Source organism: Aeribacillus sp. FSL k6-2211, from assembly GCF_037966125.1.
GTDB lineage: Bacteria > Bacillota > Bacilli > Bacillales > Aeribacillaceae > Aeribacillus > Aeribacillus composti.
In genome coordinates, this window is sequence record NZ_CP150190.1 from 3516575 (window position 1) to 3541538 (window position 24964).

22 protein-coding genes are annotated in these 24964 nt (G+C 38.7%); 6 read left to right on the forward strand and 16 right to left on the reverse strand.

What is annotated here, in order from left to right:
- Nucleotides 1-254: 254 nt before the first annotated feature.
- Nucleotides 255-1457: an MFS transporter gene (locus tag NSU19_RS17005; protein ID WP_063386806.1), complete on the reverse strand. Its 1203-nt coding sequence runs from the start codon at nt 1455-1457 to the stop codon at nt 255-257.
- Nucleotides 1458-1615: 158 nt separating this feature from the next.
- Here NSU19_RS17005 and NSU19_RS17010 point away from each other — a divergent pair, with 158 nt between their 5' ends.
- Entirely contained in the window at nt 1616-2584 is a 969-nt protein-coding gene (locus tag NSU19_RS17010; RefSeq protein WP_339197576.1) for a hypothetical protein, read from the forward strand.
- A 291-nt stretch (nt 2585-2875) separates the two neighbouring features.
- Here NSU19_RS17010 and NSU19_RS17015 read toward each other — a convergent pair whose 3' ends face one another.
- From NSU19_RS17015 to NSU19_RS17060, 10 genes are all read right to left on the reverse strand, one after another.
- Nucleotides 2876-3949: an ABC transporter substrate-binding protein gene (locus NSU19_RS17015; protein ID WP_063386808.1), complete on the reverse strand. Its 1074-nt coding sequence runs from the start codon at nt 3947-3949 to the stop codon at nt 2876-2878.
- Complete coding sequence (locus NSU19_RS17020) at nt 3946-4749, reverse strand: ABC transporter permease (protein ID WP_130157449.1); 804 nt, start codon at nt 4747-4749, stop codon at nt 3946-3948. Before NSU19_RS17020 ends, NSU19_RS17015 begins: the two co-directional genes overlap by 4 nt.
- A 10-nt stretch (nt 4750-4759) precedes the next feature.
- Nucleotides 4760-5551: an ABC transporter permease gene (locus NSU19_RS17025; RefSeq protein ID WP_063386810.1), complete on the reverse strand. Its 792-nt coding sequence runs from the start codon at nt 5549-5551 to the stop codon at nt 4760-4762.
- Entirely contained in the window at nt 5541-6620 is a 1080-nt protein-coding gene (locus NSU19_RS17030; protein ID WP_063386811.1) for an ABC transporter ATP-binding protein, read from the reverse strand. Before NSU19_RS17030 ends, NSU19_RS17025 begins: the two co-directional genes overlap by 11 nt.
- Before the next feature lie 26 nt (nt 6621-6646).
- Nucleotides 6647-7189 carry an XRE family transcriptional regulator gene (locus NSU19_RS17035; protein ID WP_339200038.1) on the reverse strand — a complete coding sequence of 181 codons (543 nt, stop codon included), beginning with the start codon at nt 7187-7189 and terminating at the stop codon, nt 6647-6649.
- 819 nt (nt 7190-8008) lie between these two features.
- A complete protein-coding gene (locus NSU19_RS17040; RefSeq protein ID WP_063386813.1) occupies nt 8009-8995 on the reverse strand; it encodes an HD domain-containing phosphohydrolase in 987 nt (328 codons plus the stop codon).
- Nucleotides 8996-9058: 63 nt separating this feature from the next.
- A complete protein-coding gene (locus tag NSU19_RS17045) occupies nt 9059-9622 on the reverse strand; it encodes a shikimate kinase (protein WP_130157446.1) in 564 nt (187 codons plus the stop codon).
- Nucleotides 9623-9660: 38 nt separating this feature from the next.
- Nucleotides 9661-10677: a LacI family DNA-binding transcriptional regulator gene (locus NSU19_RS17050; protein ID WP_066250028.1), complete on the reverse strand. Its 1017-nt coding sequence runs from the start codon at nt 10675-10677 to the stop codon at nt 9661-9663.
- A 528-nt stretch (nt 10678-11205) separates the two neighbouring features.
- Nucleotides 11206-12465, reverse strand: a complete 1260-nt coding sequence (locus NSU19_RS17055; protein ID WP_339197581.1) for a hypothetical protein — start codon at nt 12463-12465, stop codon at nt 11206-11208.
- Nucleotides 12466-12799: 334 nt separating this feature from the next.
- Nucleotides 12800-14575 carry an EAL domain-containing protein gene (locus tag NSU19_RS17060; protein WP_339200039.1) on the reverse strand — a complete coding sequence of 592 codons (1776 nt, stop codon included), beginning with the start codon at nt 14573-14575 and terminating at the stop codon, nt 12800-12802.
- A gap of 289 nt (nt 14576-14864) precedes the next feature.
- Between NSU19_RS17060 and NSU19_RS17065 the strand changes: the two genes are divergently transcribed.
- Genes NSU19_RS17065 through NSU19_RS17080 form a run of 4 tightly spaced genes read left to right on the forward strand, consistent with a single transcriptional unit; the run spans nt 14865 to nt 20040 of the window.
- Nucleotides 14865-16304: a PTS mannitol transporter subunit IICBA gene (locus NSU19_RS17065; protein WP_339197584.1), complete on the forward strand. Its 1440-nt coding sequence runs from the start codon at nt 14865-14867 to the stop codon at nt 16302-16304.
- Between the two features lie 40 nt (nt 16305-16344).
- The gene (locus NSU19_RS17070; protein ID WP_339197587.1) at nt 16345-18447 is read left to right on the forward strand and encodes a transcription antiterminator; all 2103 of its coding nucleotides are present in this window, start codon (nt 16345-16347) and stop codon (nt 18445-18447) included.
- A 1-nt stretch (nt 18448) separates the two neighbouring features.
- Entirely contained in the window at nt 18449-18883 is a 435-nt protein-coding gene (locus tag NSU19_RS17075; protein WP_339197590.1) for a PTS sugar transporter subunit IIA, read from the forward strand.
- Nucleotides 18884-18885: 2 nt separating this feature from the next.
- Nucleotides 18886-20040, forward strand: coding sequence for a mannitol-1-phosphate 5-dehydrogenase (locus NSU19_RS17080; RefSeq protein ID WP_339197593.1), 1155 nt, complete (start codon nt 18886-18888; stop codon nt 20038-20040).
- 15 nt (nt 20041-20055) lie between these two features.
- Here the strand turns inward: NSU19_RS17080 and NSU19_RS17085 are convergent, their stop codons facing one another.
- The 5 genes from NSU19_RS17085 to NSU19_RS17105 form a co-directional block, all read right to left on the reverse strand.
- Complete coding sequence (locus tag NSU19_RS17085) at nt 20056-20265, reverse strand: hypothetical protein (RefSeq protein ID WP_311066541.1); 210 nt, start codon at nt 20263-20265, stop codon at nt 20056-20058.
- A 74-nt stretch (nt 20266-20339) separates the two neighbouring features.
- Nucleotides 20340-20726 (reverse strand): gamma-glutamylcyclotransferase family protein, encoded by a 387-nt coding sequence (locus NSU19_RS17090; RefSeq protein ID WP_066250059.1) that lies wholly within the window; start codon nt 20724-20726, stop codon nt 20340-20342.
- Nucleotides 20727-21153: 427 nt separating this feature from the next.
- Nucleotides 21154-21579 (reverse strand): threonine/serine exporter family protein, encoded by a 426-nt coding sequence (locus NSU19_RS17095; protein ID WP_339197596.1) that lies wholly within the window; start codon nt 21577-21579, stop codon nt 21154-21156.
- Nucleotides 21580-21596: 17 nt separating this feature from the next.
- On the reverse strand, nt 21597-22289 hold the full coding sequence (locus NSU19_RS17100; protein ID WP_339200041.1) for a threonine/serine exporter family protein: 693 nt from the start codon (nt 22287-22289) through the stop codon (nt 21597-21599).
- A gap of 144 nt (nt 22290-22433) precedes the next feature.
- Nucleotides 22434-23276, reverse strand: a complete 843-nt coding sequence (locus NSU19_RS17105; protein ID WP_144598416.1) for a TetR/AcrR family transcriptional regulator — start codon at nt 23274-23276, stop codon at nt 22434-22436.
- A gap of 177 nt (nt 23277-23453) precedes the next feature.
- Between NSU19_RS17105 and NSU19_RS17110 the strand changes: the two genes are divergently transcribed.
- Nucleotides 23454-24881 (forward strand): DHA2 family efflux MFS transporter permease subunit, encoded by a 1428-nt coding sequence (locus NSU19_RS17110; protein ID WP_339200043.1) that lies wholly within the window; start codon nt 23454-23456, stop codon nt 24879-24881.
- Nucleotides 24882-24964 lie beyond the last annotated feature (83 nt).

The following is a 24964-nucleotide window of genomic DNA, read 5'->3' on the forward strand; positions in this document are numbered from 1 at the left end:
AGTTCATGTACATGCCGGGCGCACGAAAAAAAACGGCTGAGCAAATATAGCTCAGCCGCTACAAATTGAAAGGTTCTTATGGAAGCTATCGAATGGAAACTGAAAAAACAACATACATAGATGAAAAAGACCGTTGATCTCTCCGTGCAAAAACAGCAAGGCATTTTCATTTATGACAAGATGTCATTCATATTCCCAAGCAATATATGATTCAACGCTAATATGAAAAAATGTTCGTATTCCACTTTATCTCTTTACGAAGAGATTCGCTCCGCTTTCCTTTCCATGCGGGAGCTTGGAATGAATAAAGACAGAAAAGCAGCTGCAAAGGCAAGCAGGCCTGTTGCAAGAAACACTTCATAAAAACCGATGTGATCTGCAATAAAGCCCGCTAACATCGGACCAGTGAAAATGCCGATTGCATAAAATGATTGATAAAAGCCCATTGCGGTCGTCCGATATGCTTCTTGACAGCTTTGAATAACCATCGCAAGCAGCAGCGGAAAAATAAAACCAAGCCAAAACCCTATGAAAATATGCATGAAGCAAATCCATAGAATCGAATTTGACAACGGCAACAGAAGATGAAATAATCCGCTTAAAATAAATGAAAGCAAAAGCAGTTGTTTTTGCTTTCGAACAGGAAAATAGGCAAGCAGCAATGATGCAGCTGCATGCGGAATAAAAAAGGAAGTGACGACCCAAAAAAACACGGACTCACTAAATCCGATTTTCGAGACATAAACCGGTGTAAATCCAAAAATCGTCATAAACAAAATTCCGTGTCCGGCAAGCGATAAAGCTGAGATGCCCCAAAGCGGCTTGATGCCGAGAACATATTTTAATTGACTCATATATTTGAAATCAATAAGATTCACCTTATCGCCGATTTCTTTAATGCGAAATGAAAGAATAAGACCAATTAAAGCCATGACGGTCCCAATGAGAAACGGCATTTCCCAGCCGAACCACTCTACAATTTTCCCGCTGATAGCCATGCTAATAAATTGGGAAACGACCGTCATAAACTGGAGAATTCCCATCGCTTTGGAAGATTGACTTTCCGTAAAATATTGAGCGTATAATGTAGTAGCCATTACCCACATCGACGCGGTAATTCCTGAAAGAAGTCTTGCAATAAAAATCGGGATAAATGATTGAAAGAAAAGAAACAGGATTCCGCTGGCAAACGCCATAAAAAAACCAGCTATAAGCATTCCTTTTCTCATTTGCCCTAAATAGTCTGATAAAACTCCAAGAGGCAAACGAATCAAAATCTGGGTGATGCCGTAACTGCCAAAAATAATGCCAACAAGTGAATAGTCAAACTGCAAATGTTCTAAATAAACCCCAAAGATTGGAACATAAATATAAATGGAAAACCAAAAGCAAAAGATAACTGTTAAAAAAATGATATGATCTTTTTTCCCTGCTATATTTATTTTTTGAACGTTCATCGCCAAAACCTTTCTATATAATTAAATAGGAATTTTTTGCTCTTTCCATTTTACGATATTTTTGAAATTTTACAACATTCAAGTTTCACGAAAATCGTTTCTATAAATTTCCTATTCCAATAGTATAATTAAGATATATAGTGTTGTGGAGGGATATTATGACTGAGCTTTTAGTAGGATTGATCATTGGTATTTTCATCATGTTCATCGTTGTCAATATCAATAAAACGAAGAAAAAAAGATCATTAAAGCTTGTTCAAGAGGCTGTCCCGACAGAATTAGCCTGCCGCATTCCAGAAGGGCTGCCAATTATCTCTCGTTTGGAAGACTCTCTAAACTCAGAATATATGGAAAAAGTAAAGAAAAGAGTGTTAGCAAATCATCCTAATTGGACCGAAACGGACTTTAACTGGCGCCTATTTGAATTAAAAAGATATTTTTTATTGGCAGGAATTTTAAAATCAGTTCCAATGTTCAGCGATGAAGTGGATGAAATATGGCATGAAATGATTATGTTTACGAAAGAATACGAAAATTTTTCAAAAAAATTTTTTGGATCATTTCTGCATCACAGCCCTAATGTGGAACGGACACCGATTCCCCATGAAAGAGCCCTTTTTGATTGGATGTATTTGCACTTATTTGAAATCTATCCAAACAGCACGAAGCTGTGGGGAGGCTTTTTAAAAAATCCGCTAAGCAAAACATTTTTGGAAGAAGTTCGCTCAGCTAGTGACGAAAAACTGTTTGATAAATATTTTCGTTCGTTTGACCCGATCAAACCATTACAAACAAAGCTGCTTGAACAGCTGAAAAACGATATTGAAAAAGCAGAAGAAATGAAACGGCAAAACAAATCGCTTCGCAAGAAAATAAAAACAGACGATACGTACTCGATGCTGCTGCCGGCTATGGTATTTTTATCGCTGTACGAGCAGGACAGTTATACAGAAAAAATGTCGCAGCTTTTGAATAAGGATGCAGGGACAAGCGGAGGTTCTATTTATGCATGCGGGGCTGCGCTCAGCGATTCCAATGATCATTCAGGGGGTTCCGGATGCTCTTCTTCAGGATGCTCCAGTTCAAATTGCGGAAGCAGCTGCGGCGGAGGATGCGGCAGCAGCTAAGGAAATGTTCATAACCAAACTCTTTTAAAGGTGAGCGCGATGAGCAGAAACCGGCAAAGTGCCGATTCTTGTTTTCGATTTTAAAAGCCCATATGCGCATTTTTTCTATGCTGCAAACAGCTGCCCTTCAAAATACCATTAGATCTACTATGCATCCATTTTTACAGTACATAAGGGTAGCTTATGCCGTATATGTTCCAACAACAGCTCGTTCTTGCTTCAAAGATCAGATTTCGCAAAAATCATTAAAAAACCATCGCCTCCCAAATTGAGGATGGCGATGGTTTCCTTTTATTTCGAGTGCATTTTAAATTCTAAAAATAAATCATTATAATAGGAAAGCATTCGTTTCCCTAGGTTTTCATACACTTCCAATTTATCCGTTAATTCAGGGGACGGGTAAAACCGCTCATCTTCAGAAATCTCTTTCGGCAAGTATTCAAGCGCCTTTTCATTTGGAGTAGAGTAGCCGACATATTCAGCATTTTGCGCAGCCACTTTCGGGTCTAGCATAAAGTTGATAAATTTATGAGCGCCTTCTATGTTTTTGGCCGTTTTCGGAATAACCATATTATCAAACCAAAGATTAGAGCCTTCTTTCGGCACCACGTAATCTAGCTTCTCATTTTCCCACATGATATCTGCAGCATCTCCCGACCAGACGAGAGCGGCACCTGCTTCTTCGTTTGCCATCAGCATTTTGATTTCATCTCCAACGATCGCCTTCACGTTTGGAGTCAGTTTATCCAGTTTCTTTTTCGCTTCTAGCAAATGGTCTTTGTTCGTATCATTCAACGAGTAACCAAGACTGTTCAATCCCATTCCGATTACCTCTCGGGCACCGTCGACAAGAAGTATTTGATTTTTCATATCTTTATCCCATAAATCATTCCAGCTGTCGATCTTTTTTCCCCCGAGAGCTTCCGGATTATACAAAATGCCGACCGTTCCCCAAAAATATGGAATGGAATATTTATTCCCCGGATCAAACGATAAATTTAGAAAACGGGGGTTGATATATTTTAAATTAGGAATTTTCGAATGATCAATCGGAATAAGAAGACCTTCTTCCTTCATTTTGCTAATGGCATACTCAGAAGGGACGGCAATATCAAATGTTGTTCCTCCTTGGGAAATTTTTGTCATCATCGCTTCATTTGAATCAAATGTTTGGTAAATCACTTTTATACCTGTTTCTTTTTCAAAACGGTCGATCAATTCCGGATCAATATATTCTCCCCAGTTGTAAATCGTAAGGGTATTATCACCGGAGTAGCCTTCAGATGCATTCAGTCTCGCAATAAAAAACAGGATGGCAAACGAAGCGATAAATACTATCGCAAACATCTGCACAATTTTTTTCATTTCCGTCCCCCCAATCTTCCCGGACGATTATAGCGCAGCGTGATGAAATAATAGCCGATCACAAGCAAAATCGTTAAAAGGAAAATGAGTGTTGACAAAGCATTAATGGTAAGGGAAATGCCTTGTCGAGCCATTGAATATATTTCAACAGATAAAGTGGAAAAACCATTTCCAGTAACAAAGAATGTAACGGCGAAATCGTCCAAAGAATAGGTTAAAGCCATAAAAAATCCAGCAAAAATCCCAGGGGTAATGTAGGGAATTACTACTTTTGTTATGACATTCCACTGGCTCGCCCCTAAATCTCTTGCCGCATCGATTAATGTCGGGCTCATTTCCTGAAGCTTTGGCAATACCATCAATACGACAATCGGCACACTAAAGGCGATATGAGACAGCAAAACAGAAATAAAACCAAGCTGAATGCCGACAATGGTAAACAAAATTAAAAAGGAAGCTCCGATGATGACATCAGGACTGACTAATAGAACATTATTTAACGAAAGCAATGTATTTTTCACCCGTCTTGTTTTGACGGAGTAAATGGCGAGCGCACCGAAAACGCCGATGATCGTTGAAATCGCCGCAGAAAGCAAAGCAATTACAATCGTATTCAGTACAATAATCAATAGACGCACATCCTGCAGGACTTCTTTATACCAGTCCAACGTAAAATTTTCAAAATGATGCATTTTTCCGCCGCTGTTAAACGAGTAATAAATAAGGTAGAAAATCGGAGCGTATAAGATGAAAAATACGATGATTAAATATATATTTGAAACCTTCCATTTTCTGTTCATTTTTCATCCCTCACTTCCGATTTCCTGTTAAAAACATGATGATCACCATTGCAAGAATTAAAAAGACCGCAATGGTTGCTCCCATTCCCCAGTTTTGAGTAACTAGGAAATGCTGCTCTATTGCTGTGCCAAGCGTAATTACCCGGTTTCCTGCAATCAAGCGGGTAATCATAAATAACGATAATGCAGGAATAAACACTGCTTGGCATCCGGATTTAACACCGTCCAGCGTCAGCGGAAAAATGACCCGGCGGAACGTAATCCAAGGGGATGCTCCGAGATCCTTAGCTGCATCTACAAGCGTTGGATTTAATTTTTCTAAAGCATTAAAAATCGGCAAAATCATAAATGGAACGAAAATATAGACAGAAACAAACACAAAGCTGAAATCTGTAAATAATATTTGTTTAGCACCGACACCAATTAATTCCAAAAAATGATTGGCTATTCCATAGGTTCCAAAAATGCCGAGAAAGGCGTATGCTTTTAACAGCAAATTGATCCACATCGGCAAAATGATTAACAAAAGCCAAAGCTGCTTATGTTTTGTTTTCGTTAATAAAAGAGCTGTCGGATAAGCGATCAATAGCGAAAAGGCTGTAATTAAAAACGCATACCAAAATGAGCTTAACGCCATTTTCAAATAGACCGGCGTGAAAAATTTCTCGTAGTTTTCAAAAGAAAATGTTCCTTCAATGTTAAAAAACGAATAATAAATGATAAGCAGAATCGGAACGACAACAAATAGTAAGATCCATAACACATATGGTAAGAAGTATAAAGCGCGAATATTACTTTTCATCGGCAACACCAATACGAGAATTTTCTTCTAAACGCATAACGTGTATTGCTTCCGGTTCAAAATAAAGACCAATTTCATCGCCGACTTCTGCCTTTTTTGTAGAATGAACAAGCCACTCGTTGCCATCCTTATCATAACAGCAAATTTCATAATGAACTCCTCTAAACAGCTGGGAATCCACATAAACCTTCAGCTTTCCTTTTTCAGGTGTTGTTATTTCCAAGTCCTCCGGTCGAATTACCACTTCTACGTCCTCGTTCGGAGCAAAGCCTTTATCAACACATTCAAACTGCTTTCCGACAAATTCAACAAGATAATCTTGAATCATTTTTCCTGCGACAATATTCGATTCTCCGATAAAGTCTGCCACAAAGCGGTTAACAGGTTCATCATAAATATCTTTCGGCGTTCCACTTTGCTGAATTTTCCCCTTATTTAAAACAAAGATTTCATCAGACATTGCAAGAGCTTCCTCTTGGTCGTGTGTGACAAAAATAAATGTAATGCCGAGCCGGCGCTGAAGCTCCCGCAGCTCGTACTGCATTTCCGTGCGCAGCTTTAAATCAAGAGCTGACAACGGTTCGTCTAACAGAAGCACTTCCGGTTCATTGACTATCGCTCTCGCAATGGCGACCCGCTGCCGCTGTCCTCCTGACATCTCCTGAATGTTCCGTTGTTCATAGCCAGATAAGTTTACAAAACGAAGGGCATCTTTTACTTTTTGTTCAATGATATCCTTTTTCATTTTTTTAATTCTAAGGCCAAAGGCAACATTTTCAAACACATTCAGATGCGGAAAAAGGGCATAATCTTGAAACACTGTATTGACTTGACGTTTGTTCGGCGTTACATGGTTAATATTTTTTCCGTTAAAATAAATCGTGCCGCTGGTCGGTTCCGTAAATCCCGCAATTAGACGGAGAATGGTTGTTTTTCCGCATCCTGAAGGTCCAAGCAACGTGTAAAATTTTCCGCGTTCGATTTCAAAACTTACATTATCCAATACTGGCAAATCATCATCATATTTTTTTGTCACTTGTTCAAAACGAATAATTGTTTTATTGTTCATGACGTTTCCTCCAACCGCATCAAGAATTATAAATAAGATTCAGTTGCCACTAAAATTACTTGCGACATGCTTTCTGCCTCATTGACAATTTGATGCTCATCGGATGCATGATAATAAATGGATTCTCCTTCCTTTGCCACATACTTTTTTGTTCCGATCCGAACTTTTATCGTTCCTTTCAAAACATAGGCAAACGTTTCAGATAAGGATGGTTCAAAAACTTTAAACTCTCCTTTTTCAAACAACGTTAAAAGAATCGGCTCCATTTCTTTTTCATTTGATTCAGGAACAATCCATTCAACTTTATATCCTTTCTCTTGGTCAATAAATACTTTTCGTTCTTCTTTGCCGTAAACTACTTTTTGCTCGGCATCCTCATCATCGAAAAAATCTTTTGGATTGCATCCCAGCACATCCAATATATTCAGAAACGTTTCCAATGAGGGAGAGCTTAAATCTCTTTCCAATTGGGAAATGTATCCTTTAGACAAATCGGTTCGTTCGCTTAGCTCTTCTTGCGTCAGACCTTTTTTTATCCGCAAATTTCGAATTTTCCTCCCAATTTTCATCATAACAACCTCATTTGTTTAATACTAGTAAACTTTTTGTCAAAAAAAATTAATATATTTATCGAAAATTGTTTATTTCACGACGATTTATTATACACAATTACACAAAAAACACAATAAAAAATTTTCAAAAAATCGAGTAGGAGGGAGCGATTAACTCCCGTCCTCTCACACCACCGTACGTACGGTTCCGTATACGGCGGTTCAATTAAGATAATTGACGCAAGTCTTTATAACTTCCGTGAATAGCTGTTCTCTTTATGCCAGTGGTCACTCCACCCTCCAAGAGATCTCCCACGGGATTCACCGCTTCCTCCCTCAAGTGAGGTACTACGTTTTCTGTGTTCATCATGACTCACTGAATGCCAAGGGCTATTCTCTCTTAATTGTTCGGTCCTTCTTAGTTGTTCTAGACCAACTAATACTATGACCTCTGCTGACTTCTGACTGTTCAGCTATCTATCACTAGATAGGTTACCAAGGTTACTTGGCGTGCCAGCCAGACCTCCCCGGGTAAGAGTGTAATCTTTCCTTCCATCCATCTGCTTCATTTACTCTGTATCACCTTCGGCAGAAAGGGCTTTGTTTTGTCTTGCAAACTCACCCAGTGATACCTAGCCTCATATGAAGTTCGTGTTCCGAGAGACCCAAAGTTTGCCGCTCGCTTCCTTCAGATTCCGCGTCACCACGGACACCCTTGCGTTAAGCTAACTGCTACTTCTGCCTTCGCAGCTCGGGACTTTCACCCTATAGATTACACCCATGCCGGGCGCACAAGAAGGAAATTTTAGTTGATCTTCAACTAAAATTTCCTTCTGTTTAAAAATCCTTAATTGTCAGAAATGAGGCCACTACATCTGGATCAAAATGCGTATTTTGATGCTCCACTAAAAAATTCAACGCTTTTTCAATCGGCCATGCAACTTTATATGGACGGCTGCTCGTTAAAGCCTCAAACACATCGACAACCGCAACAATTCTAGCTTCTAAAGGAATTTCTGCTCCTTTCAAGTTTTTCGGATATCCCGTTCCATTCCATTTTTCATGGTGAAAGAGAATAATATTTTCGGCCACTTTATAGCTTTGCCTTAAAAAGTTATCTTTCAGTTTGCTTGTTATTTTTTTCAAAATGTCAAAGCCTATTAACGGATGCGTCTCCATAATTAAGCGTTCATATTTTGTTAGTGGTCCTGGTTTATATAAAATTCCTTCAGGTATGCCAGCTTTTCCTATATCATGCAAAATGCTGGAATAAGCAACATTTCTCATATATTCTTCTGATAAATTAAGATTATGATAGCTGTTGTGAGCATAAATGAGCTTTTCAGTTAGTTTTCGAACGTTGATCAAATGATCCTCAATGCTTGGATCTTGAATTTCACAAGAAATCGCCAGCACTTCCAATATTGATTTTTTTGTTTCTTCTATTTGCTCCTGCGGAACGTATGCTCCGCTGTCCAGCTGCTCCAATTCCCGAAAAATTCCTACAAAAAACAGTTCATCTTCTATTAGAATAGGAGTTATCGTTATAGATGAGTGCCATAATTCTCCTGATTTCTTACGATTCACAAAAACACCGGACCAAGGCTTTTTTTCCGATAATGCTTTTTTCATCGAAGCATAAGTTTGCTCCGGGGTCAAATGAGATTTAATGACACCTGCTCTTCTGCCGACAATGAAATCCTTTTTATATCCCGTTATTTGTTCATACGCATCGTTAACAGCGACGACAACATGATCTTTATCTGTCACAATGACAGCATCAGCCAGTTGAAGATAAGGAGACAATAAGTTTTCTACATTCATGTTTTTAAATCCCTTTCCCAAATCTCATCTTGCAAACTATTCATTTAAAGGGATAATCTCATATTATTGGTTCGGTTCATAGATGCTCCACGTTAATTTCACCGAATTTACAATTTCATCTGCTACTGTTTCAGGATCAAGATTATTGGTCGATACTTTTGAGTTATGGAGAGAGTATGCATTTTGTCGTTTTATAAACAATTCTTCAATTTCCTCCATTGATTTTTCCTTTAAAAGAGGGCGGTTCTCGACTAAAAGCGGCATTCGATCCTTCCAGCTGTCCCAAGATAAATCCAGCAAAAAGACGATGCAGTTTGATAAACAAGCATTGCGGACCTCTTCTTGTAAATAGGCTCCCCCTCCTAAAGATACAACCTTCAAGCGTGTGTTCGTGCAAATATCAACAATATACTCCTTTTCGATTTTTCGGAAATAATCTTCGCCAAATTTTTGAAATATTAACGAGATGGGCATATTTTGCTTTTTTTCAATCTCCTGATCCACATCAATGAAATCTCGGTACAGCTTTTTCGCGACCAACTGGCCAATAGTCGTTTTGCCGACTCCCATAAATCCAATTAAAACAATATTTTTTTCCCGAAGAGGGATTTCTACATGTTCCTTCATAACGCATCCACTTCCCTAGATTTCTTCATCATGGTGTGTCAGCTTGACTCCCGCACTACAAGCTCAGGCTGTAAAATCAGTTTTTTTGCCTCTTCTTCATCACCTTTCATTCTCCGATGCAAGAGATCAGCAGCTTTTGCACCGAGCCGATCAGGAAAAGCTGCAATGGTTGTTAAAGAAGGGCTGAATACCGCTGACTCCGGAATATTATCAAAACCAACCACAGCCACATCTTTGCCTGGAACTATTCCTTGTTCTTTTAATCCGAGCATAACACCAGATGCAACAACATCATTATAGCAAAAAACCCCGGTTGGAGGCTGAGGATGCTGCATAACTCGCTTAATCGCCTCTATTCCCCCTTGCCTAGTTGCGGGAGATTGGACAAACAGCGATTCATCCATTTCCAGCCCGGCTTGTTCAATCGCTTCACAAAATCCTTTTTTCCTGTCTGTCCATACTGATGAATTAGAAAAACCGCCCAAAAAAGCGATGCGGCGGTGGCCTTGTTCGATTAAATGTTCAGCCGCTATCCGTCCGCCTGCAACATTATCGATTCCGACATAATCAAACGGCTCTTCTGACAGCATTTTTCTCGCTACTAAAATAACAGGAATCCCCCATTGCTTTAACCGTTCTACCATATCTGGAGAACTGCCTGGGACAGGACTCATAATTACCCCGCCGACACGATATTCAAGCATTGTCGCAAGCAGCGCATCTTGTTTATCAGGGGAATCAAACGTCGTTCCTAATATTACGGTATATCCTTCTTTATCTAAAGCTTCGTGAACACCCACCAATAATTCCGAGAAAAAGGGGTTGCCGATCTCTGTTATAATCAAACCAACTGTTGAAGATTGGTGGGATCGTAAATTCGCTGCAACACGATCATATATATATCCCAACTCTTTTATCGATTTTAACACTTTTTCTCTTGTTTCTTTTGAAATATTTGGGCTGCCCCGAACAACAAGGGAAGCTGTAGCCCTCGACACACCCGCGTGTTTTGCAACCTCCTGCAGCGTCACGCGGGACTGTTTTTTTCGTCCCATCTGTCTAATCACCTGCTAACGCAATTAATCAACGAATTCAGTTGAGAAAAGTATACCTTTACATTTAAAACGTTGTCAATTTGTTTATTTCCATGCTTTACGGCTTTGAAAATGTTATATTATCGGCTTTCAAAATAATCACCTCCCCTCTGGCTGCGGGAGCACCACAAATCTCCTGAAAAAATGGGCTGAAGTCGGTTTATATAGACAAGATCATAGAGCAAATATGTACTTCTGGCGGGAGGAAGCCGCCATATAACCGTTTCATAAATGGCTCCAAGTGATTCACCTTTGCCTGTTGTATGGATACCAAATCCAACATCCGTTAATAAATGGCTGAGCTTTTCTCATCTAATCACCTGCTTATCACATCGATTTGGCTCTGTTTACTCTTCTATTAGATCGCCAATATCCGAGCTTTTTAGATCGATCTAAAATTCCATTAGATCGATCTAAAAAATATTTATTGTTGGGAATTTTGAAAATAATCTCTTTTTAAGAAGATTATAAGTTTTATTGTAAACGGTGTCAATACATAAAAAACATTTCAACAAAACATGCTACCACAATGCCGAACCCAATGTACCCTAATGCAAAAATCATATTCCATGAACCGATCCGATAAGATTGTGCGTTTAATTCATCAGACAAAATTGATACTGATATATTAAAAGGGCTGAACATCACAGTCGACAAGCTGCTGCATATTAACACAATGGATAGCGGAATTGATGGTATGTCGACTAAAAACGGCTGCAAGAGCTCTGCCAATAAAGCAAAACCTACTAAAGGGTGAAAACCAATTAAGGATGTAATGAAAAAATAAAGTCCTATTGTACTATATAAAATCAACGTCTTTTCAGTTCCTAATTCAAAAACAGGTTTTAAAAATGATAGTAATTGCGAGTCTGCCAGCATTTCTACAAATAAACCTGCTCCCAAAAACATGAAAAAGTAATTGGCTAATCCCCTTGTCCGCTCTTTCCAATGCTGGATTGCAACTGTAAAATATCTTTTTCCTTTTTTAATAAACAAAGACCAAATAGCAGAAAATGGGATAATCAATAATACAACAGAAAACAGAAAACCTTTTTGTAAAAAATGTTGAACAGTCGACACCATGAAAATAAACAAAAGCAGCATTCCGATTAATTCAAAAGCTTTTTTATAACCCTTTTTCTTATTAAAAAAATGAGGCGTATGAAAGGCGATTTGGATACCTTTATATTTATACGAAGACATGAGCCAATCAAACCCAAGCATTATGATTGCCATCGAAAGCAAAATTGGAAAAATGATAAAATACTGCACTTTTGTAATGTCTATCGTTGAACTCACCATCACCTCCATCGGGCTCCAAGTAAGACATAAAGCATAGGCGCGCAGCAAGTTTTGCGAATAAAATTTCGTTAGCACTTTTTTGGGCAAATCATGCAGTATAACATTTAATGATTTAATAAGAAGGGGGGCTGTAGCAATATTTAAAAATAGACCGAGTATATGACAGACTCCTGAGCTTCGCCGATATAAATGGTTCAGATCAGCAGCTTGATCCTGAAGTAACAAGCTTAAATGTTTATCATACCTTCCGACACGAATGATGGAATTCATAAATGGCAATACGAAAAACAATGAAAGCAAACCAAGCACTTGCTCAAAATGCAAAATAAACGTATGCCATGGCTGCTTACTTTGAATAAATAAAACAAATCCAATCAATAAAAATATGGCACCTGAAATGAGATATAGTCCTCTGGCATAAACCGCTGAAATTGCGAGTGCTACCAAAGCGACAGCTCCAGTGCTATAGCTTATGACTGGAGCATGAAAAAAACGAGATAAAATATAAATAGCTATCAAAACTGTATACACAAAAATGCGCAAAACCTTTCTCTCATCCTTTCTTTCTCAAAATATACTAATACATAATCTACGGGATCTTCCCTTAACATAACACAGTCTATCAAACACATAAACATTTTTACAAAACAAAAAGACCGGACTCGATATGCCGGCATCTTTTATATGAAAAAACGCACTCTGATAACACGCCGATCCAAAAAATATAAATGCCTCCTCTCCCAAAACGGTTTGAGAAATGGAGGCAGAAGTGAATCATTATTTACATTCTTCTTAAATAATCCCCTGCTTTATCCGCTGGCAAAGGTTTGCTGAAATAGTATCCTTGCATAATATGACAGCCCTTCCCTAGCAAATATTCGAGCTGAACATTTGTCTCGACCCCTTCTGCAATGACATCCAAATTTAGAGAATGAGCCATTGCGATGATGGCGTTGACGATTGGATTTTCCTTTTGCCCCTGCCCGATTTGTTGTATAAACGAACGGTCGATCTTAATTGCATTGACAGGAAGTCTATTCAAATAATAAAGAGAGGAAAAACCTTTGCCGAAATCGTCCAGATGAATGTGCACACCTAATGATTGGAGCTTTTGAATAATTTTTACCGCATGTTCAAAATCTTTTATGGCCGTTGTTTCCGTTATTTCGATGACAAGCGAAGAATACGGCAGCTTGTATTTTGAAATCGATTCCTGGACTTGATGAACTAAATCACTATGAAAAAATTTACGTGCCGACATATTAACCGCAATCGTTAATTGTTTATTACTAAATTCCTCCTGCCAGCATTTAAGCTGTTTACACGCTTCATCCAATCCTAAGTTTCCTATCAATTCAATCGTATTATCTTCTTCAGCCAACTCAATAAATTCTGATGGGGAAAGAAACCCTTTCTCCGGGTGATTCCATCGAACTAAAGCCTCAAACCCGATGGTTCTCCTTTGAATTATGTCAACTTTCGGCTGATAATATAAGACAAACTCGTTATTGGCAATACCGCGCCGCAGCTCCTGCTTCAAGAGAAAACGTTCGTAATGATGCTCCATAAAAGATTGATAGAAGCGATATGTGCTTTTCCCATCCTTTTTTGCCTCATACATGGCTAAGTCAGCATGATGGATCAGTGTGTCTGCATTGTGGCCATGCTCGGGAAAAAAAGAAACTCCTATGCTTACTGTGATAAACACAGCATTTTCTCCTAAAATTAGTGGATATTGAAGCTCATTGACAAGGTTTGCAGCTAAATTATAAACTTGATCCTTTTCTACATCTCTCAGCATGATGACAAATTCATCGCCGCTATTGCGGCAAAGAAGCGCGTTTTCGTTTTTCATTATGTCTTTTAATCGTTTTGCAAATTTGACTAACAGCTCGTCTCCCTTCTTATGCCCGAAAGAATCATTGATCATTTTAAAATTGTCAATGTCAATAAAGAAAAAGCCTCTTTTTATTTCAGGATGTTTTCCTATTTCTTCATCAACCATTTTTCGAAAAGTAGCCCGTTCTAATAAATTAGTCAACGAATCGTAGTGTGCCAGCTTTAATAATCTTTTTTCCTTTTTATTCCTAGCTATTTCCTTCGCAGTCCGATCCCTAAACAAGCGAAAAATCGTTTCGGCTTTCTCCTTTGTCTCCGTCGTCTCTATGTTTATAATAAAAATGAGCCCAATGATCTCCCCTTTGTAGCTTTTAAGAGGCATTTCCAAATAACCGGCGCCTTCTATATCTCCCTTTAATCTAGAGAATAACTGGTGAATAAATTTTTCGTAAAAGCTCGCTTCCTTTAAAGAACTTTCCAAAGCTAGTATTGGCTGAACATCTCCATCAGACAAATTTCCGTTTCGATACATTGCTAGTACATTTATTTTTGAAGATGTTTCGTCCACTTCTCCGACAAGGACTATTGGCGCATGTAATGTTTCTGCAATATACTTAACAAGGGAGCGAAAGTATTCTTCTCCAACATGAGTCAGCACTTCAACAGCCCGTATACCCAGCACTCTCTCAATCTCTTCCAGAGCTTCGTGTCTTTTCATCCCCACTACGATACCCTCCACATAATACGATTCCATTTTCAAGCACCTTATACAGAAAATAGAAGTTACATTTATAGTAATAAAATACAGGAAATTTGTCATCTGATAGATGCCAAAAAATAGCTAAAAAGAAGGATAAAAAGCATGCGTTTGGTTAAACTTCAAATAAATTTTGTCAGCAGCAAAAGTGACAAACTTGACTTTTCTTTAAATTGAGACTCGCAATGATAACGCTTTAAAATTTAAAATGTAGAAACATTATTCTAAAAAAATAAAAGGGGTGAACACAATGGCAGAATCAAATGTTAAAGTAAAAATACAGAGATTCGGCAGTTATTTAAGCGGAATGATTATGCCAAATATCGGCGCATTTATTGCGTGGGGACTCATCACTGCGTTATTTATACCGACTGGTTGGACACCAAATGAAGCTTTAGCAAAACTAGTGAATCCGATGATACAATATTTGTTGCCGCTTCTAATTGGTTTTACCGGCGGACGCATGGTGTATGATCTTCGCGGAGGAGTTGTTGGTGCAACCGCAACGATGGGAGTAATCGTTGGAGCGGACATTCCAATGTTTTTAGGTGCCATGATAATGGGGCCTCTTGGTGGGTATATTATAAAGCAAGTGGACAGACTGTTCCAAGGAAAAGTTAAATCCGGATTTGAGATGCTTGTCAACAATTTTTCAGCTGGTATTGTCGCCGCTATTTTAACGATTATTGCTTTTTTAGGAATCGGCCCGATTGTCTTAGCTTTGAGCAGCGTTTTGGCAGGTGGAGTTAAATTCATTGTCGATGCCAACCTGCTTCCGCTCGCAAGTATATTTATCGAACCCGGAAAAGTGCTGTTTTTAAATAATGCGATTAATCATGGAATTTTAAGCCCGCTCGGAATTGAACAAGCAGCAGAAACAGGCAAATCCGTTTTATTTTTGCTTGAAACGAATCCAGGGCCAGGTCTAGGAATTTTGCTTGCCTATATGCTGTTTGGAAAAGGAAATTCTAAACAAACTGCTCCTGGTGCAGCCATTATTCACTTTTTGGGCGGAATTCACGAAATTTACTTCCCTTATATTTTAATGAGACCATTATTAATTTTAGCTGCTATTGCCGGCGGAGCGAGCGGAGTGTTAACATTCTTACTTTTTGATGCCGGACTTGTGGCAGTGCCTTCGCCGGGAAGTATTATTGCATTAATGATTATGACTCCAAAAGGACATTATATAAGTGTGTTGGCTGGTGTTATTGTTGCAACTGCTGTTTCATTCCTCATCTCAAGCATCATCTTAAAAGCAGCGAAAGCAGACAGCGAGGAAGACTTATCAGCAGCAGCAGAGAAAATGCAGCAATTAAAAGGTAAAGAAAGCAAAGCAGCAGAAATGCTCACAAATCAAGCGCAAAAAGACAGCGGAGATGCCGAGCTGCAAGAAAATGAATTAGCCAATGTCCAAAAGATTGTTTTTGCTTGTGACGCAGGCATGGGATCCAGTGCAATGGGCGCTTCCATTTTGCGAAACAAAGTCCAAAAAGCTGGGTTAAATATCGAAGTAACAAACACTGCCATCAACAATTTGCCTGATGACGCAGACATTGTATTTACACATAAAGATTTAACAGATAGAGCAAAAGCAAAGCTTCCTAATGCAACACACATTTCTGTTGAGAATTTCTTAAACAGTCCTAAGTACGATGAACTGCTAGAAAAATTAAAAGAACAGTCATAAGCAGATTGCACAGCTGTGCACTTTAAAAGGGGTGAATTCCATGTACTTGCGGGCGAGAGAACGGGAAATCATCGAATTAATGCTGCAGGAGGACCGACACATTTCCACAAAAGAGATCGCTGAACGATTAAACGTCAGCTCAAGAACAGTTCACCGGGAGCTTAAAAATATAAAAAAAGTGATAAAAAAATATGGTCTTTATATTGACAGCCTGCAAGGAAAAGGAATTCGCTTATTCGGTCCATCGCTGCGGAAACAAAATTTATTAAAAGATATCCGATCTGGAGAGCACACAGACTTTAGCCAGGAAGAAAGAAAAGTGCTTATCCTATGTTCACTTTTAGAGGCCAGCGAGCCTCTAAAACTGTTTACACTAGCTGAAAAATTAAACGTCACTTCTGCAACCGTAAGCAATGATTTAGATCAAATCGAAGAATGGATTGCTCAATTTGATTTGAAGCTCATCCGAAAAAGAGGATACGGAATAGAACTCATTGGACCAGAAAATGGAAAGAGGGCTCTCCTTGGAAACATTATAATGGAGAAATTGGATGAAAAAAGTTTTTTGCAAGCAATTGAAAGGCAGATAAAAGAAGAGAAAAATGAAAAAAGGGAAAAAATTTTTGAAATCATTGATGAAGAAAAAATAAAAACGGTTGAAGGAGTACTTGAAAATTTTCGGCAAACCATTTTATTTTCTATTGCGGACAGTGCCTATATTGCTCTTGCAGTCCATTTAATGCTGGCAGCGGAAAGAATCCAAAAAGGCGAAACAATCGATATCGATCCTCAAGTTTTTCAAGAATTGAAAGGCACAAAAGAATTCGAATCCGCCCGCATGATCGTCAAAGAATTGGAAAAAGCCTTTCAGGTCAAGTTTCCTGAAGCGGAAATCGGCTATGTCGCGACTCATTTATTAGGAGCGCGCAGAAAAGAAGATAAAGATTTTTCCTTCTTTGATGTAGATGTAGACATTTCAAGAAAGGTCCATGCGCTCATTGAATTTGTTTCCAACAAAACCGGCTTTCCCTTGACGGAAGATCAATCTTTATATCAAGGGTTGGTAGCCCATTTTGTCCCTGCTATTACACGTTCAAAAGAGAAGATTCATACGCACAATCCTCTGCTGCAACAGATCAAAACAAAATTTTCCGCCCTTTTCGCGTCTGTCGAAGAAGGGGTAAAAAAAATCTTTTATGATCTTCAGTTATCAGAGGATGAAATTGGCTTTCTCGTACTGCATTTTGGCTCCGCTTTAGAATCAAAGATGGAGAATATTTCGCTGCAAGGATTAGTTGTTTGCCCCAGCGGAATCGGTTCTTCCAAAATGCTGGCAACGAGACTTCGCAAGGAATTTCCTGAAATAGAAAACATTCATATTGCTTCTCTTATTGATTTGAAAAAGCTGGATGTCAGCCAATACGATATTATTATTTCAACTACCGATCTTCCGTATCGTCATGTGCCATATATTACAGTTAATCCGCTGTTAAATGAGCATGATATCGCCAAAATAAAAAGGTACATGAATGAAAAGCTGACAGAATTCAAAAGAAGCGAAAACAATGTTCCGGGCATTCCTTTCCGGAAAAATCCTTCAAACGATATGATTCACATCATCGATCAATTTTTTGAACTGGGCGATATTATCAAAACAGTTTTGCTCCATTTCAATGTGAGCTTGCTTGAAAATACAGGACAGCATAAAAAAAATCTTTTGGAAATCGCCCGCACATTGCATAAAGAAAAATTGATCACAAATGATGAATCCGTTGCGAAGAAGCTTTTGGCGAGAGAACAAAAAGGAGGATTGGGAATTCCCGGGACAAAAATTGCTTTATTTCATTTAAAAGATGAAGAAGTATTGATTCCTTTATTTCGTATTTATGATTTGGACAAAGCGGACAACGTCCTCGGAATGGACGGAAATGCGATGGAAATCAGCCGGATATTGCTGCTTTTAGCTCCTGAACAGCTAACTCAAAATAAGCTGGAAATATTAAGCCAAATCAGTTCATCTATTATTGAGAGCAATAGCAGTTTAACACTATTTGAAAGCGGAGATGAAGCAGCTGTCTATCATAAGCTGAATGAGATTTTCCATCGTTATATGAAAGAAAAATTTTTTAATTGGAGTGACTAAGATGAAGCAAATATTAACAGCAGAGAATATTGTTTTAAATGCAAAAGTGGACAATCAGGAGGAAGCTATTAAATTAGCTGGAAAGGTTCTTGTGGATAACGGCTATGTGAACGAACATTATATCAGCAAAATGCTTGAAAGAGAACAAATCACTTCCACATACATGGGAAACCATATAGCTATTCCTCATGGAACAGAAGAAGGAAAAAAAGACATTTTATCATCAGGTATTTCCATTATTCAAATTCCTGAAGGCGTAGAATATGGAGAAGGCAACATTGCTAAAGTAGTGTTCGGAATTGCCGGAAAAGACAACGAACATTTGGAGCTCTTGTCGAAAATCGCCATCCTTTGCTCAGAGGAAGAAAATGTTGACCGTATAATCAATGCAGCAACTAAAGAAGAATTAATCAATTTATTCAATGAGGTGGAATAAACATGATCGCTTTGCAGTTCGGCGCTGGAAATATAGGAAGAGGATTCATCGGCGCTCTTCTAAATCAAGCTAACTATGAAATATATTTTCTTGACGTGAATGAAAATCTAATCTCTGAGCTAAATAAAAGAGGAAGTTATATCATCGAATTAGCCAGCGAAAAAAAAGAAACAATCACCGTCACAGGTGTCAAAGGAATTAACAGTGCAAAACAAACTGACAAAGTTATCGATCTCATTTGCCAAGCTGACTTAATTACAACGGCTGTCGGTCCAAATATTTTAAAAATCATTGCACCGACAATCGCTTCAGGACTTAAGGAACGATTTAAACAGTCAGTCCAGCCTTTAAACATTATTGCATGTGAAAATATGATCGGCGGCAGCCAATTATTAAAAGAAGAAGTGGGCAAATCGCTTACAGATGAAGAAAAACAAAAATTGGATCAATATGTTGGCTTTCCTAATGCAGCTGTCGACCGCATCGTTCCATTACAAACCCACGAGGACCCTTTAAAAGTTTCTGTTGAACCATTTTTTGAATGGGTCGTGGAAAAAAAAGACATAAAAGGAAGCTTGCCAAATATTCAAGGAATCACCTATGTTGACGACTTAAATCCATATATTGAGCGCAAGTTATTTACTGTCAACACTGGACATGCTACTGCAGCTTATTTAGGCTATTTCAAAAATATAGAAACAATCGACAAAGCTGTATTGGACCCGTTTGTCCGCCCAATTTTAGAAGGCGCGCTAGCTGAAACCGGCGACATGCTGGCGAAAACTTATCATTTTGATCGTTCCGAGCATCAAAAATATATCGATAAGATTATCTCTAGATTTGAAAACAAACAAATTTCCGATAATGTCACTAGAGTAGCCAGATCACCTATTCGCAAGCTTGGCGCAAACGACCGATTAATTTTACCAGCAAAAAGATTAATGGAATTCGGTCAAAAACCTGAAAATCTTGCAACAGCCGTAGCAGCTGCGCTATTGTTTGACTATAAAGAAGACCAAGAGGCAGTCGAATTGCAAGAAATCATTAAAACAAAAGGAGCAGCTGCAGCTTTGAAGCAGTACAGCCAGCTTGACGAAAACGACCCGTTAACAAAACTAATTCTTGAAAAATATGAACAGCTCATCAAATTGAAATAATGTAAGCAGGATGGTTCATTCTGCCTGTTTAAACACGGGGCTGTCCGATAAGTCCCTAAAATGAAGCAAGTGGAGAAAAACAATTCGTTTCTCTCCACTTGCTTTTATATTTTTTCGATTTTTATCTGAAAGTAGCTGGCGGATGCCGGCTACTTTCAGGAAGTTGTGGGCTAATGCCACAATCCCGTCAATCAAATGTAATGAACAAGAAAACATATTCATCATTCACAATCAATACTAAAACTATACAAAGAAGGCTGACTCAACATCGCTGAAAAGCAATTTGTTGAATCAGCCTTTTACTTTTGATTTCTCCGATGCTCTCGCCATGAATTGGAATATATGATAGGAAGATGCTGCGCTTTTTCCAAGGAATATACGTAAACAAAACCTTCTATATTTTGCCGGCTATCCTTGACCCAAACACGCTCATACTCATTATTCGGCCGGCCTTCTAAAAAATCCTCCAGCAAATCCATTTGCCTTAATCCTTCTTCTGTTACAATGAGCCATTCACCGGCAACTTCGTCTTCTCCTTCATCAAGAACAAGCGCTGGATAATCTCCTACATCATATAGGCGTCCTTTCACATGCCCCTTTTTGCAAGAGATTAAATAGGGCTCTACAACATGATGATTTGCTTCGCCGACTAACAACGTTCCATACACAAAAACTTGATAAAGCATGGCAGCTCACCTCAAAAAGTATAATCAGATCAGCGAACACCGACATTTAGTTGAAAAAGAGCTATTGCACACTTCAAAAAGCATAGTCCGGTCAGCGTGTCTATGAAAGCTAGTATGTATAAAAATTTGTTTCTTAGACGACAAATACTTCGGAAAATCAAGTTGAAATGAGCGATTGTCCACCTTAAAAGCATAGCCTAGCCAGCGTGTCCTATGAAAGCTAGTATGTATAAAATTCGTGCCTAGACGACAAATGTACCGGCAAACTAATTGAAACGAGCTACTACCCACCTCAAAAATCAAGTTGAAATGAACGATTCCCCACCTCAAAATGCATAGTCTGGTCAGCGAGACTATGAGAGTTGACATGTATAAAAATTTGTTCCCTAAGCGGCAAATGCACCGGTAAACTAATTGAAAAGAGCTACTACCGAATAATTTTCATAATCATCCGATTCAATACTTCGGAAAACACTAGTCCCATGGCGATAGCTCCTGATATGATAAAAGCTTTAGCTGCTAGTTCAATCGCCGTAAAATAGTCTTGCTCGACTACATGACGCATGGCATCATACGCAATCCCTCCTGGGACAAGCGGAATAATACCTGGAACAGAAAAAATGATGATCGGCGCTTTATACATTTTCGTAAACAAGTGACTAATGAAGGCAACAAGAAGCGCTGAAATAAATGCAGTGATAATTAAATCCATCTTAAAATGAATCAAGAATAAATACGCAAGCCATCCAACTGCTCCCGCAATTCCGCATGCAAATAACGTCTTTTTTGGTACATTAAAAATAATTCCAAATGCAAATGCTGCAATAAAGCTTGCTGCAAGTTGTGACAGCATGACAACAATCCTTTCAATTAATAAATCGATAAAACGATGGCAATTCCTGACCCGATCGCAAAAGCTGTTAAAAACGCTTCAGCTCCCTTTGATAATCCCGCCACTAAATGTCCTGCCATCAAATCGCGGACAGCATTCGTGATATGCAGCCCCGGCACAAGAGGCATGACAGAACCGATAATAATTTTATCTAAATCTGTCCCGATGCCCAGCTTCACCTGCCAAATGGCTGTAAATCCAATGACAAACGATGCTAGGAACTCTGAAAAAAATTTAATTTTAGCAAAACGATGAACATAAACTAAAAATGCAAAACCTAAACCGCCTGAAATCATGGCAGGAACAAAATCTGCCCACTTTCCTTGAAACATGATTAAAAACCATCCGCTCAAGATGGAAACGGAGGTCAATTGCAGCCAAACTGGATATTCAGGTTTTGATTCGTCTATTTGTTTCAGTTCCAACAAAACTTCATCAACAGATATTTCACCCTGCGCCATCCTTCTAGAAATGTTGTTCACCATCGCAACTTTATTTAAATCTATTGTCCGTTCCAGCACACGTACAAGTTTTGTCTGTTCCATTTCGTCAATGGAAAATATAATTCCAGTGGGCATAGCAAAACAATGAGACTGCTTTACACCAAGCGATGTAGCCATCCTCTGCATCGTATCCTCAACGCGGTACGTTTCCGCTCCATTTTCTAGCATAATTTTACCAGCTAGCAAACAGGCTTCAATAATCTTGTTGGAATTTAATTGCACGCTAATCTCTCCAATAAACTTCATTTCCTATTATTATATCCAAGTCTTTTGGTAAGTGAATGGCAAAACGATTCAGCCTTTTATAGGTCTTTAAGTATTAAATCTTAGCACCTCATCGACCAAATGCTCAAGCTTTTTCTTCTGATCAATTTGGGACATCACCGCGTAAATCAGCGCTCGCCGCGGAACAGAAGATTGCAATTCTTCCTTTAGAAAGGATAGCAATTCCTTTTGCTCCTCATCTGCCGATTTTTTTATTTTATCAATTTGATTGAAAAGGGATTCCTTTTTCTTTTTCCGATTCAAAGCCTCTTCCGGCTCCAGCCTTTCTACTATATCCGGATCAAATAGCTGATCCTTCGCTTTCACAACATTTTCCGCTATTTTTTCAATTCTTCTCAACGAATAAGCGATTATGCTGTTAATTTCTATTTCTGCTCCGGCAGTGACAGCGAAATGAATGGCGTTTTGAACCATTCCATACAACAACACGGCCAAATCAACCGAATACGGACGTATTTGTTCCCCGAATACTTCTGCAATCCTCTTCTGTGCCCAGCAAAGTTCATCAAAATGATACTGCTGCACCAATCCTTTAAGCTCTTCATCTTCTGACATCAGCACACCATAAAACAGAGCGAATAGTTTATTTTCTTTACTGATTTCCATCTTGACTTGAATTTGTTCGATAAACGCGTTTTTATCGTTTGCTTGCCTGCCAGCCAACACTTCCATTCTCCGCTGATCTGTTTCCATTTTAATCTTTTCAAAAATACTAATTAAAAGTTCTTTTTTCGATGAGAAATAATTATAAAATGTCCCTTTCGATATCCCGCTTTTATCTAAAATATCTTGAACTGATGTTCTCACAAATCCCTTTTCAACAAAAAGAGTATGCGCCGCTTCCATTACTTGTCTTTTTCGATCGTTCAATTTGACTGCACATCCTTTATGATTGAACTCAAAAATAAAAGTTATTGTTGATTTTTTTATACTATCAGTATATATTATTATTATCTTTTATAACAACAGTATAAAATAATATACTATAAGTACAAGGAGGATTCTCGCTTGACCAATCATGAAACATTAAACAAACCGCCTTATGGGATGATTGCCATTTTATTTGTTGGTGCCTTTGTGTCTTTTGTTAACGAAACGTTTCTAAATGTTGCACTTCCATCCATTATGAAGGATTTTGAAATATCTCCTTCATCCGCGCAATGGCTGTCAACAGGCTACATGCTGATTAATGGGATTTTAATTCCTGCCAGCGCATTCTTGTTGCAAAAGTTTACGAATCGCCAACTATATTTAACAGCAATGAGCTTGTTTACAGCCGGTACAGTGCTAGCTTCACTTTCGCCGACATTTGGCGTGTTATTGGTTGCAAGAATGTTTCAAGCGGCCGGTTCAGCGATCATGGCTCCCTTATTAATGAATGTCATGCTTGTCGCTTTTCCTGTTGAACGGCGCGGCACAGCAATGGGATTTTTTGGACTCGTAATGATCACTGCGCCAGCGATAGGGCCAACGCTATCCGGATGGATTGTTGAGCATTATTCATGGCGTACATTGTTTGACATCGTTATTCCGATCGCTGCTCTCACACTCATCCTTGCAATCTTTAAATTAAAAAACATTTTGCCGCAAAAACAAATATCTTTGGATATTTTATCGCTCATCTTATCAAGCATCGGGTTTGGCGGCATTTTATACGGGTTTAGCTCCGCCGGGGAAAAAGGCTGGGATTCCGTTCATGTATATGGAACCATTATTGTCGGAACGATCAGCTTAGTCTTATTTATTATGCGGCAATTAAAAATGGAAGAGCCTCTTTTGCAATTTCGAATTTATAAATATCCGATGTTCGCCTTATCATCCGCAATTTCGATCATTCTTTCGATGACGATGTTCTCAGCGATGCTGCTTATGCCAATATATATTCAAACAATTCGCGGCATTTCACCTTTTGATTCCGGACTTTTAATGCTGCCGGGAGCAATCATCATGGGAATTATGTCGCCGATAACAGGAAGGCTTTTTGATAAATTTGGTGCTAGAGCGCTCGCCATTATCGGCTTATCTATTACCATTTTTACAACATATGAATTCAGCCACTTAACAATGGATACATCCTACAGCTTTTTAATGCTTATGTACTCATTAAGAATGTTGGGAATGTCGATGGTGATGATGCCCGTCATGGCAAACGGAATCAATCAGCTGCCGCAAACCATGAACCCGCACGCTACAGCGATGAACAACACGTTGCAGCAAGTTTCAGGAGCTGCTGGTTCAGCGCTGCTGGTCACGCTCATGCAAAACAAAGCAGAGTCGGAAGCGGAGCGATTGGCGCAATCCGCAGCGGGTGATCCAGCAAAAATGGCCGATATCATGAATGAAGCAATGCTAAATGGAATCAACTTTTCTTTCAAAATATCAGTGTTAATTGCACTGATCGCCCTCGTTCTCACTTTCTTTATCAAACGGGCAAAACCAGAAGGAGAAACATTTTTAAAACAATCCGCATCATAAAATAGAAAGCCTCTAGACTAAGTTCATCAGTCTAGAGGCTTTTTCATTCAAAATATCTAGATTTTCCAGCCGGAATTAAAAGG